The sequence below is a fragment of the Pseudomonas sp. 2995-3 genome (assembly GCF_002742565.1).
Classification (GTDB): Bacteria; Pseudomonadota; Gammaproteobacteria; order Pseudomonadales; family Pseudomonadaceae; genus Aquipseudomonas; species Aquipseudomonas edaphica.
Genome location: NZ_LJSB01000054.1, coordinates 183473 through 195560, shown reverse-complemented (window position 1 = coordinate 195560; position 12088 = coordinate 183473). Strand labels below are relative to the sequence as shown.

At 62.3% G+C, this 12088-nt stretch carries 12 protein-coding genes; 4 read left to right on the top strand and 8 right to left on the bottom strand.

Annotation, left to right across the window (positions count from 1 at the left end; translation table 11 throughout):
* Positions 1-32: 32 nt before the first annotated feature.
* Positions 33-983: a GlxA family transcriptional regulator gene (locus AOA62_RS02740; protein WP_017137750.1), complete on the bottom strand. Its 951-nt coding sequence runs from the start codon at positions 981-983 to the stop codon at positions 33-35.
* Between the two features lie 180 nt (positions 984-1163).
* Here AOA62_RS02740 and AOA62_RS02735 point away from each other — a divergent pair, with 180 nt between their 5' ends.
* Complete coding sequence (locus AOA62_RS02735; RefSeq protein WP_099547764.1) at positions 1164-1886, top strand: pirin family protein; 723 nt, start codon at positions 1164-1166, stop codon at positions 1884-1886.
* A 121-nt stretch (positions 1887-2007) separates the two neighbouring features.
* Here AOA62_RS02735 and AOA62_RS31700 read toward each other — a convergent pair whose 3' ends face one another.
* The gene (locus AOA62_RS31700; RefSeq protein WP_158235112.1) at positions 2008-2373 is read right to left on the bottom strand and encodes a hypothetical protein; all 366 of its coding nucleotides are present in this window, start codon (positions 2371-2373) and stop codon (positions 2008-2010) included.
* Positions 2374-2525: 152 nt separating this feature from the next.
* Positions 2526-3524 (bottom strand): quinone oxidoreductase, encoded by a 999-nt coding sequence (locus AOA62_RS02725; protein ID WP_099547762.1) that lies wholly within the window; start codon positions 3522-3524, stop codon positions 2526-2528.
* A gap of 102 nt (positions 3525-3626) precedes the next feature.
* Here AOA62_RS02725 and AOA62_RS02720 point away from each other — a divergent pair, with 102 nt between their 5' ends.
* Positions 3627-4490, top strand: coding sequence for a LysR family transcriptional regulator (locus AOA62_RS02720; RefSeq protein ID WP_099547761.1), 864 nt, complete (start codon positions 3627-3629; stop codon positions 4488-4490).
* 1 nt (position 4491) lies between these two features.
* Here AOA62_RS02720 and AOA62_RS02715 read toward each other — a convergent pair whose 3' ends face one another.
* A complete protein-coding gene (locus AOA62_RS02715; protein WP_099547760.1) occupies positions 4492-5448 on the bottom strand; it encodes a GlxA family transcriptional regulator in 957 nt (318 codons plus the stop codon).
* Positions 5449-5554: 106 nt separating this feature from the next.
* Between AOA62_RS02715 and AOA62_RS02710 the strand changes: the two genes are divergently transcribed.
* On the top strand, positions 5555-6097 hold the full coding sequence (locus AOA62_RS02710) for an acyl-CoA thioesterase (RefSeq protein WP_099547759.1): 543 nt from the start codon (positions 5555-5557) through the stop codon (positions 6095-6097).
* A 352-nt stretch (positions 6098-6449) separates the two neighbouring features.
* On the opposite strand, the gene AOA62_RS02705 is transcribed toward AOA62_RS02710, so the two are convergent.
* The 4 genes from AOA62_RS02705 to AOA62_RS02690 form a co-directional block, all read right to left on the bottom strand.
* On the bottom strand, positions 6450-7238 hold the full coding sequence (locus tag AOA62_RS02705) for an ABC transporter ATP-binding protein (RefSeq protein ID WP_099547758.1): 789 nt from the start codon (positions 7236-7238) through the stop codon (positions 6450-6452).
* Complete coding sequence (locus AOA62_RS02700) at positions 7232-8221, bottom strand: ABC transporter permease (protein ID WP_099547757.1); 990 nt, start codon at positions 8219-8221, stop codon at positions 7232-7234. The genes AOA62_RS02705 and AOA62_RS02700 overlap by 7 nt, the downstream gene beginning before the upstream one ends.
* Positions 8208-9266 carry an ABC transporter substrate-binding protein gene (locus AOA62_RS02695; RefSeq protein WP_099547756.1) on the bottom strand — a complete coding sequence of 353 codons (1059 nt, stop codon included), beginning with the start codon at positions 9264-9266 and terminating at the stop codon, positions 8208-8210. The genes AOA62_RS02700 and AOA62_RS02695 overlap by 14 nt, the downstream gene beginning before the upstream one ends.
* A gap of 152 nt (positions 9267-9418) precedes the next feature.
* A complete protein-coding gene (locus AOA62_RS02690) occupies positions 9419-10738 on the bottom strand; it encodes an LLM class flavin-dependent oxidoreductase (protein WP_099547755.1) in 1320 nt (439 codons plus the stop codon).
* Between the two features lie 345 nt (positions 10739-11083).
* Between AOA62_RS02690 and tal the strand changes: the two genes are divergently transcribed.
* Entirely contained in the window at positions 11084-12007 is a 924-nt protein-coding gene (gene tal, locus AOA62_RS02685) for a transaldolase (protein ID WP_099547754.1), read from the top strand.
* Positions 12008-12088: the final 81 nt, after the last annotated feature.

Below are 12088 nucleotides of genomic sequence, written 5' to 3'. Positions count from 1 at the left end.
ACAATCAGGGCAGCCAGACGGACATTCCGGCGTCAACTGAACTGTTGGCGGTACTGCGTGGGGTTAAGGCCGAGTTTTTCACTGAACAGAAAGCGCATATGCCGCACGCTGCCGAAGCCTGCGCGGAAAGCCACGGTCTTGAGCGGCAGGTCTGTGCTTTCCAGCAGGTGCCGGGCACGGTCGATACGCGCGCCTTGCACAAAGGCCATGGGCGTCATGCCCACCTCTTTGGCGAACAGCCGCGCAAAATGGCGCGCGCTCATGCCCGCCAGCGCGGCCATGGACACGATGCTCAATGGCTGATCCAACTGCGCCAGCACCTGGTTCTGCACGCGGGTGATCGGGGTTTCCAGCGGCGCGACGGCGGCGGTCATCGGGCTGAACTGAGCCTGCCCGCCCTGGCGTTTCATCACCACCAGCAGCACCTTGGCGACGTCGACCGCCACCTGCCGGCCATGGTCCTGGGCGATGATCGACAGCGCCAGGTCGATGCCGGCAGTGACCCCGCCGGAGGTAATCAAGCGGCCATCCTGCAAGTAAATGCGATCGGTTTCGACGGTGGCCTTGGGAAAGCCTTTGATCAGGCGGTCGGTGTAGTGCCAGTGCGTGGTGACGCGGTGGCCGTCGAGCAGCCCGGCGTGCCCCAGCACAAAGGCGCCGGTGCAGATCGAACCGAAGCGCCGTGCCCGAGGCGCTGCGGCCCGCAGCCAAGGCAGCAGAGCCGGATGGCATTCGTTATAAGCGCCAGGCCCGCCGGGCACCAGCAGAAGGTCGTAGGCCTCATCGGCATGCGCCAGTTGCAGGTCGGCATGCACGTGCACGCCATTGGAGGCGCGCAGCGGACCGGGCTCGGTACCGATCGTCAGGATCCGATAATGCTCCGACGCCGGCAAGTAGCGATTGGCTATGGAAAACACCTCCAGCGGCCCGGCCATATCGAGCAGCAGGAAGTCTGGAAACAGCGCCATGGCCACGGTTTTCATCAAGAGCAAGTCCATCGTAACGGGAGTCGGGACGGCATTATGGCACGCTTGAAACTGTCAACTAAAATGAGACATTAATTCAATTTTCAGCTTATTAATGAATCACTGGAAAACCATTAACCTTCTTCTCAACGCAAGCGCCCTGCATTTCGCAGCCAGCGCTCACTTGAGGACAAGACCATGCTGACCCTTCGCAAAGCCTCGGAACGCGGCGCCGCCAATCACGGTTGGTTGAAGTCGTTCCACACCTTCTCGTTTGCCAACTACTGGGATCCCAAGGAGCAGGGTTTTTCCGACCTGCTGGTGATCAACGATGACCGCGTCGCCGCCGGCAAAGGCTTCGGCCAGCACCCGCATCGGGACATGGAGATTTTCTCCTATGTGCTCGAAGGCGCCCTGGAACACAAGGACACCCTGGGCACCGGTTCGGTGATCCGCCCTGGCGACGTGCAACTGATGAGCGCCGGCAGCGGCGTGGCCCACAGCGAGTTCAACCACAGCCAGAGCCATGGCGTGCACTTCCTGCAGATCTGGATTGTGCCGAATGTGGTCGGCGCCGAACCGCGCTACCAGCAGGAGCACTTCAGCGCGGCGCAAAAACGTGGGCGCTTGCAGTTGATCATCTCGCCGGAAGGCACGGATGGCTCGCTCAACGTTCGCCAGGATGCACGGGTGTATGCCGGGCTGTTCAACGGCGATGAAGCCGCCACCCTGGAGGTGCCAGTGGACCGCCATGTGTACGTGCACGTGGCCCACGGCAGCGTCGAACTCAATGGCCAACGCTTGCAGGAAGGCGACGGCGCACGGCTGCGCAATGAGCGGCAGATCCGCCTGAGCCAGGGCGAAGACGCCGAGGTGCTGGTGTTTGACCTGCGCCCTCAGGAACTGCCGCAGATGCCTTGAGCGCCTGCACGATGGCCCGCCACAACGGGCCATCGCTGGCGTCGATAGTCACCATCAGCGCAATGAAGTTCTCTTAAAAAATCCAACGCGTACCATCAAACCCATACCCGGCAACACCCAACTACAACTCTCGGAGCACACCACCATGAAACGCCAACTCTTGCTTAGCCTCGCTTTCTCGGTACTGGCTGCCAACGCTTTTGCCCACCCGGTTGTCGCTGAAGGCGGCGCGGATCGCCTGCAAGGCAACCACGTAGCCGAAAATGGTTCTGACCGTCTGCAGGAACGCCGTATAGCCGAAGGTGGCGCTGATCGCTTGCAGGAACGTGGCCTGGCTGAAGGCGGTGCTGATCGCCTGCAGGAACGCGGCCTGGCTGAAGGCGGTGCTGATCGCCTGCAGGAACGCGGCCTGGCTGAAGGTGGTGCTGATCGCCTGCAGGAACGCGGCCTGGCTGAAGGTGGTTCGGATCGCCTGCAGAGCAACCACGTATAACCCTCGCTGTTGGCGAGGCACCCCAAACCGGCCTGATCAGCCGGTTTTTTTTCGCCTGCGATCTGGCCATGTACCCACCCAACTTCTGGTTAACGCAGTGCCGGTGGCAAGCTTGCTAGCCACAACAAGCCTACTCACCCCACCAATCAGCGCAGGTCTCGGTCCACCCACAACACCGCCTTGCCGATCTGCTGGCGCGCCTCGATGCGCGCGTGTACCTGTTGCACCGTCTCCAGGCTGTAATGGCCCTCGATCTCCACGCTCAACGCCCCTTCCAGCATCGCCGCGAACACCGCATTGGCACGCCGCTGCACGGTCGCCCCGTCGGCCATGTGGTCCGCCAGACGTGGTCGGGTCAAAAACAGCGAGCCCGCCTCGCCCAATTCAATCGGGTCCAAATCGCTCAGTGAGCCCGACACGTTGCCATAATTGACGATCAAACCCCGCGTGCGGCAAGCACGGAAACTCTCGCGCAAGGTGGTTTTGCCGAGCGAATCAAACACCACATCCACTCCGCGCCCATCCGTGGCTTGCAGCACCTGATCGGCAAAGCCGTCATAGGTCCAGGCCCGGTGGGCGCCACGTTGCCGGGCAATCGCGCATTTTTCGGCGCTGCTGCCGGTGGTCAACACGGTCGCGCCCAACCGCCGCGCCATCTGCACCAACAACTGGCCGATGCTGCCGGACGCCGCGTGAATCAGGCAGCTGCTGCCTGCCTGCAAGCGCGCCACGTCCTCAACCAGGTAGTGCGCGGTGCAGCCCTGAAACATCGCCGCAGCCGCTTGATCGAAGGGGATGGCGCTCGGAATCTGCGCGACTTTGTCGGCAGGCACATTGGCGTATTCGGCATAGGCGCCCCAGGCAATGCACCAGGCCACCCGGTCGCCCACGGCCAGGTGGCTCACGCCCGGGCCAACCTCAACCACCACGCCGGCGCCCTCCATGCCCAGGGTGCAAGGCAAGCGCACCGGGTAAGTCACCGACGCCGCGTATTTGCCCTGGCGGGTATGAATATCCATGAAATTAATCCCGGCGCAGGCCACCTTGACCAGCACATGCCCGGCCGTGACCTGGGGTTTGGCCACATCATGGCGCAGTTGGGCGAAATCGGGACCGCCGTAGGCTTGCAGGGTAATGGCTTTCATCAGGGAACAACTCCGTTTGCACTGGGAAGCGGCCATGGTAAAAGGGATTATTCGGTTGGAATATTCCCCAATCCCTCCCAGCCTCTGTGCGGAAATAACCCGATGTTCGATTGGCAGGACCTCTACTACTTCACCGTGCTGGCCCGCACCCAGTCATTGTCGGCCGCCGCCCGCGAGCTGCAGGTGGAGCACGCCACCGTCGGGCGCCGGGTCGATGCACTGGAAAAAGCCCTGGGCGTAAAGCTGGTGGACCGCCTGCCCCGCAGCCGCCCGCTCACGGCGCAAGGCCTGGCCTTGGCGCAAGTGGCGGCGGGCATGGGCGATATGGCCACGCAGGTGATGCGCTTGTCGCGTGTGGCCTCCATTGAACTGGCCGGCACTGTGCGCGTCAGTTGCCCGCCCTCCATCGCCAACCACTGCATTGCACCTCAGCTTGCGCGTTTACGCGCCCACTACCCGCAGCTGAATCTGGTGCTGATGCCGTCCACTCAACTGGCCGCGCTGGACAAGGGCGAAGCCGACATCGCCTTGCGCACCGTGCGCCCCGACGAAGCAGCCCTGGTGCGGCGCAAAGTCGGCGTGGTGCGCTTCGGCTTGTACGCCGCACCTGCGCTCGAACACTTGCCGGCAGCGCAATGGACCTTCATCGCCTACGACGCCAGCCGCGACCACCTGCCCCAGCAAGCCTGGCTGCACCAACTGCGCGGCCCTCGCCCTATCGTATTTGCCGCCAGCGAGTTGATCACCCAGCAAATGGCCGCTCGCGCGCAGGTCGGCGCGGTAGTGCTGCCGACCCTGGTGGGCGACCACGACCCGCTGTTGACCCGGTTACCTACGCCCAGCGACGGCCCGGTGCGTGATATCTGGCTGACGGTCTACCCGGATATGCGCCGCTCACCGTCGGTGAAAGTGGTGATGGAGTTTCTGGTGGAATGTATTGAAGCGCAGGCGCAGCTACGTCGCTGATTCAGGCCGTGGCGAGGAATTTCTTGCGATACGCCGCCGGCAGCATCCCCACGCGCTGCTGGAACAGGCGGCGAAACGAATTACTGTCTTCATACCCCACCGCGTAGGTGATGCTTTCGAGGGTCATGCGCGTGGACTCCAGCATCTGCTTGGCCCGCTCCAGGCGCAGGGTTTGCACATAACCCACGGGCGTATAGCCGGTCGCCTCCTTGAAACGCCGCTTGAAATTGCGCACACCAAAACCAAAGCGCCGCGCCACGTCGTCAATTACCAACGCCTGGGCAAAGTGCTGCTCCAGCCAATGCTGCACCCGCAGGATCTCGCCGTCGCCGTGGTTCTTGGGCAACGACCACAGGGCGTACACCGACTGCTCGGTACGCACGCCGTCGATCAACAGGTATTTGCCACAGGTATGCGCAAGCTCTGGTGAACCGAAGCGGCGGATCAGGTGCAGCATCAGGTCCATCGCCGCGCTGGCGCCACCGCTGGTGATTACACGGTTTTCTTCACACAGGATCTGCGCGTCCTCCAGGGTCACGTCGGGGTAACGGCGCCGGAACAGCTCGGCAAACGCCCAGTGGGTGGTAGCGCGCAAGCCTTGCAACAGGCCGCTTTCGGCCAGCAAAAAAGCTGCGGTGCACATTGATGCCAGCACCGCGCCCTGGGCATATTGCTCACGCAGCCACGGGCCGTAGGCAGGAAAAGTGGGCAGGGCCTGCTTGAGGGTAAACAGGAAACCGGGGATCAGGATCAGGTCGGTGCGGCGCACCTGCGCCGCCGCGCACGCCACCTGCATGCACTGCCCGCTCCACGTGGTGACGGGCTGGCCGTCCAGGGAGACCACCAAGACCTCAAAGGGTGGGCTGTCGGCAAACAGATTGGCGGCGCTGAGCATTTCCAGGACCAGGGTGGCGTTGGCGGCAGAACAATCATCGGCCAGGAGCAAGGTAATGTGCATAAAAAGCCTGTTTGCGTTTTTCGCATGTAATAAGTCATTTGCGCACCTACCTTAGCCGATTCCGGCTGCGTACAGTGCGGCTTCTGATCAACTGCCTGGCACGTTTATGAATCTCTGGTTTCGATTGCTGTTCATGTTGTTCCGTCGTCCCTGGCGCAAGCCCGTGCAGGGTTTGGACACCACTGTAGTGCGCATGCGGGTGTGGCCGCTGGACCTGGATATCAACCGGCACGTCACCAACGGCCGGTACTTCACCCTGGCAGACGTTGCGCGGATGGATTTTGTGCTGCGTACCGGCGCTTTTCGCGTGGCCCTGCGCAACAAGGCGTTGCCGATTGTGGGCGACACCTGGGGCAAGTTCCGCCGCGAGCTGAAGCTCTTTGAAGTGTTCGAGGTACACACCCGCATGCTCGGCTGGGACCACAAATGGAGCCTGATGGAGCATCGTTTTATCAGCAAGGGCCGAGTGGTGGGCGTGGTGGTGATGCGCGGCCTGTTCCGCTCCGCCAAGGGCACCCTGCCCCCGGCCGACTTTGTGCGCGAACTCGGCTTGGCCGAAGCTTCACCGCCCATGCCGCAGTGGCTGAGTGACTGGGCAAACAGTTGTGATGAGATGAGCGTGCAGTTGCGGGCGCAGGAGCAGGTTTGAGCGCACCTAGGCCTTGGATACGAGTTTCTTCAGGTTGGCTTCGGCGTCATCCCTGGCCAGGTGGAGTATCGACGAAATTCATCCCAGTGCAAGTACCGACTTTTGCCGTCGACCGCTTTGCAGAGGCCCGCCAGCTCGATAACTTCCAAGCCGTATTGCTTTAGCAAATCTGCGAAATCGGTTGGCTTATGGGTTCTCGCCATCGCTGAAACTCAATTTTCGAAAACTGAGTTGTTCCTTGCGCATGGGGTTGGCGGTGTCAAGGACTATGCAGTCAGACTGTGGGGTTGCGGGACGCGGAGCGTCCCAAGCGGCGTTCCCACGCAGAGCGTGGGAACGATCAGACCAACAACTACCAGCTCTCCCCCAACCCCAACAACCCCAGAATCTGCCGGCGCAAACCCACCAGATAGGCATCATCGCGATGCCGAGGATAGGGCCGGTCAATGGTCAACTGCGCCTGGATCTTCGCCGGGCGGTCGCTGAACACGATCACGCGGTTGGCCAGCAGCAAGGCTTCTTCCACGTCGTGGGTCACCAGCAACGCCGTGTAGCCCTGGCGCTGCCACAGGTCGATAAGCTCCTTTTGCAGGGTGATGCGCGTCAGCGAGTCCAGCTTGCCCAGGGGTTCATCCAGAATCAGCAGCCGTGGCTGGTTGACCAGCGCACGGGCCAACGCCACGCGCTGGGCCATGCCGCCGGAAAGTTGTCGAGGGTAGGCGTGCGCGAAGGCGCTGAGGCCAACTTTTTCCAGGGTTTGATCGACCTTGGCCGAATGGGTCTTGAGCAAGCCTTGAGCCTCCAGGCCCAGCGCGACGTTGTCCCACACGCGGCGCCACGGGTACAGGGTCGGGTCCTGGAACACCACCACGCGGCTCGGGTCGGGGCCGGTGATGGCGTGCCCATCGGCCAGCAAACGCCCGGAGTCAGCCGGTTCCAACCCGGCCACCAGGCGCAGCAAAGTGGATTTGCCGCACCCCGAAGGCCCCAGCAACGCCACGAATTCACCGGGCGCCACCTCCAGGGAAACCCGCTCCAATACCGGCAAACGCTGCCCGTCCAGTGCAAAGCCATGGCTGAGGTTCTCAATCCGCAGCGCCAGCCCGGGCGCGGGTTGAACTGCCTGTGCCAGCGCTACCATTTCATCGCTCCTTTCTGCCAGGCCAACAAGCGGTCACGCACCAGGAACAACCCGGTGATCAACCCCGAACAGGCCAGTGCCATGATCAATAATGCCGCGTACATGTTCGCGTAGGCGGCCCAACCCTGAGCCCATTGCAAGTACCAGCCGATGCCGGATTTAACCCCCATCATTTCCGCCACCACCAAGGTCGAAAACGAGGCGCCCAGGCCCATGAACAGGCCGACAAACACGTGGGGCAACGCGGCGGGAATCGCCACTTTGAAAATCAGGAAGCCCGGCTTGGCACCCAAGGTGCGTGCCACGTCGTAATAGGCTTTATCGACACTCGCCACGCCGGACCAGGTCAGCACCGTGACCGGAAACCAGGTGGCCAGGGCGATCAGGAAAACACTTGCGCTCCAACTGCTGGGAAACAGGAAAAAACACAGTGGCAGCAACGCCGTCGACGGCACCGGCCCGAGGATACGCAGCACCGGGTGCAACCAGTAACCGATGCGCGTGGACCAGCCGATGGAGACGCCCGCGACAAACCCGGTAGCAGCGCCCAAAGCCACGCCCGAACCCAGCAGCAAGGCCGAATGCAGCAGGCTGTCGGCCAGGCGCGCATAGTCTTCGACATACACCGCAAGCAAGGCCTGGGGCGGCGCGAAAAACGGCACCGGCAGCAGCGCCAGTTTGGCGGTGAGCAGCTCCCAGACACCCAGTAATACCGGCAAGGCAATCAACCAAGGCCCGGTCTTTTGCAAGCGCTGGCCGAGCCGCGAAAAACTCAGGCCCAGCAGGCTCAACAGAATGAACAGCGCAGCCACCGCCACGCACACATTGGCCAGCCCCTGGGTCATCGGCCAATTGCGCACGGCATTGGGCCAATAGCTGATCAACAGCGCCACGGCCACCCAGGCAGCCACCACCGTGGCGCCCTGCCAGCCGGCCTTGAATGTCAGGCTTGGGTTCAGGGTGGTTGCATCAACTGAAGACATCAGCGGTGATCTCCTTGGCGAACTCCACCGGGTCGGTGCCTTTGCTGATCACCTCGACGGTTTTCAGGTCGGTGACATAAGTGGTGATTTCCTGCGTCAGCGCCGCGCCGACCGCATGGTGGCCGTGGGTATGATCGTGCAGGATCGCCTGCACTTCTTCTGTCGTAGTATTGAGCGCATAAGCCTGGAAGCCCTTGGCGACTTCTTCGGGGTGCTGCACGGAATAGTCGTGGGCCTCCAGAATCGCCTGGGTCAGCGCCGCGACCACGCGCTTGTCTTCACGTACCAGCTTGCCGGTGACGCCGACCACGCAGCAGCTGAGGTTGGCGTATGCCTCCACCAGGTTGGTGGACAACTCCCGCGCCACGCCGGACTTGATCAGGCGGTACATGAACGGGTCACTGCCGCTGACCGCCTGCACTTCACCACGTTCCAGCGCGGTGCCCAGCAGGTCGGCCGGGTACAGGCGCCATTCGACGTCGCGCACCGGGTCGACGCCGTGCTTTTTCAGCAGGATCGAGAAGAAATTGCGGTCGGGGCTGGCCATGTCGGTGACGCCGATGGCCTTGCCCTTGAGGTCCTCCAGCCTGTTCACGCCACCGTTCGCCGCACTCAGCAAGCGCAGGCAACCGCCGTGGGTACCGGCGGTGAGCTTGACGTCAAAGCCTTGTTCCAGAGCCTTGAGCCAACGCAGCGCCATGCCGATGCCGGCATCCGCCTTGCCGGTGGCGATGGCTTCGAGCAGCACTTCGGTGGAGTTGCCGAAGTTGACCAGTTCCACATCGAGGTTGTGCTTGGTGAAAAAGCCCTGGCCGTGGGCGATCACCACTGGCGCCAGGCACACGGCGTTGAGGTTGACCGCCAGTTTGAGCTTGCGCGGCGCGTCGAGGCGGATGAACTCGCCGGTGCCTGCAGGTTCCGCAGGCGTGCCGTGCCCGGCGTGCTCGTCGGCCGCAAAGCCCAGGCTGGGCAGCGCCAGGCCGGCCATGGAAATGCCCGCTATGCCGAGCAAACGGCGACGGGTCAAGTGATCGAAAGCAACCATGCGCAATTCCCTTTTTAAATTGATGTACCCAATAAAAAACACCGCCGCCCAAATGTGGGAGCTGGCTTGCCTGCGATAGCGCAGTGTCAGTCAACAACGGTGCAAACTGCCCCACCGCTATCGCAGGCAAGCCAGCTCCCACATAGAGCGCATCAGTCCAGACCGAGGTGCTCACGCAACGTCGAACCTTCGTACGCCGTGCGGAACAGGCCCTTGCGCTGCAAATGCGGAATCACGCTTTCGACAAATTCGGTGAACGAGCCCGGCAAGTACCCCGGCGAAATCACAAAGCCGTCGCAACCGCCTTGCTCGAACAACTCAGCCAATTGGTCGGCGATCTGCGCGCCGGTGCCCACCAGTTGCGGCACGCGCACGCTGCTGGCGAAGATCCGGCCGAGTTGTTCCAGGGTCAGCTCGGGGCCTTGCATCAGCAGCTTTTCCGCCGCTGCACCGTGGATAAGCGGCGACTGCGCCACCTCGGCCAGGGTGGCCGACAACGGGAACGGCGACAGGTCCACATTCAGCTGCGAAGCCAGTGTCACCAGCCCCAACTCCGGCCGCGCCAGGGCGTTGTGCTGGTCGCGCTTGGCGCGGGCTTCGGCTTCGCTGCCGCCAATAAACGGCATCACCGCGGTGAGTATTTTGCAGCTGTCGGCGGCGCGGCCTTGTTGCACCACCTGGGCGCGCACGTCATCGCGAAAGGACTGCATCGCCGCCAGGTGCGGGTGAATGGTAAAAATCGCCTCGGCCCACCGTGCGCCAAAGCGCCGACCCCGCCCGGAAGACCCGGCCTGGATCAGCACCGGCCGGCCCTGGGGCGAACGCGGGATATTCAGCGGGCCTTCAACCCGGAACCACTCGCCCTGGTGTTGCACCGAGGTAATCAATGCCGGGTCGGCGAGCACGCCGCTTTCGCGGTCGAGCTTGAGCGCGTCCTTGCCCCAGCTGTTCCAGAGTTTCAGCGCGACCTCGACAAACTCATCGGCGCGGTCGTAGCGCAGGTCATGCTCCAGGTGCTTGGCCTTGCCGAACAGGCGCCCTTCGCTGTCATTCATCGAGGTGACGATATTCCACGCCGCGCGGCCCTTGGACAGGTGGTCCAAGGTGGCGAATTCGCGGGCAATATGCGCCGGTTCGTAATAGGTGGTGGAACGGGTCGCGCCCAGGCCGAGTTTGGTGGTCTGGCCCACCAGGTACGACAGGATCGGCAGCGGGTCGAGGCGCGTGGCGTCCTGGGCGCCGTAGCGCAAGGCAAACTCACGGGAGCCGCCCATCTGGTCGCCCACGGCCAGGCGATCGGCGAAAAACAGGAAGTCGAACAAGCCTTCCTCCACGACTTTGGCGATACGCGTGTAGTACTCGGGGTCGAGGTAATTGCCGACGGTTTCGGGGTGGCGCCATACCGCGTGGCTGTGCACCACCGGGCCGCTCAACAGGAAGGCTGACAAATGGATCTGGCGGCGTGAGGTCATAAAGCGTCTTCGCGGGAAAGTTCGCTTTTTATTATATTAATCACGCAAAATTATGAAAGAATCATATAACTCTATGGTTATGCCCGATTGGTCGGACGCTGCAAAAAGCGCCCTAAGCTCAGATCGAAAGAGTATTTATCGAATGCTTTTCATAACTTTAAGCTTGGCGCTATTTCGCAAGAAAATCGCGGTGATGACAGGCACGCCTTACGCCAAGGCGGTGGATGCGCAGGACGTGCAGACCTGGAAGCCTTAAGGCCGCGACAGGTTTGCACGCGCGGTAAACAGGGCGCCCCGGAAATGGTACAACAGCTACCTTCACTCTTTTCCTGGGGACCGCCACTCATGACGTCCAAGCTCGAACAACTCAAGCAATTCACCACCGTGGTCTGCGACACCGGCGACCTGGAAGCCATCAGCCGCCTGCGCCCGGTGGACGCCACCACCAACCCGTCGCTGCTGCTCAAGGCCGCCGCCATCCCGGAATACGCCGAGCTGCTGCGCAATGCCGTGAGCCTGTCCAAAGGCGATGTGGACCTGGCCTGCGATCACTTTGCGGTGTCGGTGGGCGCGGGCATTCTCAAGGTGATTCCGGGGCGTATTTCCACTGAAGTCGACGCGCGTTTGTCGTTCGACGAAGACGCGCTGTGGGCCAAGGCCAACCAGCTGATCGCCCTGTATGACCAGGCCGGTGTCGGCCGCGACCACGTGCTGATCAAACTGGCCTCCACCTGGGAAGGCATCCGCACCGCCGAGCGCCTGGAAAAAGCCGGTATCCAGACCAACCTCACCCTGCTGTTTTCCTTCGCCCAGGCCCAGGCCTGCGCGGATGCCGGGGTGTTTTTGATCTCGCCGTTCGTGGGCCGCATCTACGACTGGTATCGCAAAAACACCGGCCTGGACTACACCGGTGCCGAAGACCCGGGCGTGCAGTCGGTGACGCGTATCTACAACTACTACAAGGCCAATAAAATCGACACCGTGGTGATGGGCGCCAGCTTCCGCACCTTGAGCCAGATCGAAGAACTGGCTGGTTGCGACCGCCTGACCATCAGCCCTGACCTGCTGCAAAAACTGGCTGACGATAACGGCGTGCTGCAACGCAAATTGGCGCCGGGCGTAGAAGGCGAAGCGCGTCAGCCATTGACCGAAGCGCAATTCCGTTGGGCGTCGAATGAAGATGCGATGGCCACCGAGAAGCTGGCCGAAGGCATTCGCCAGTTTGCGCGGGATCAGGAGAAGCTCGAGGCGGTGCTGGCTGCGCTGTAAGGTACTAAAACCGCATGCGGTCAAATGTGGGAGCTGGCTTGCCTGCGATAGCGGTGGTGGCTGACAGATCGCTATCGCAGG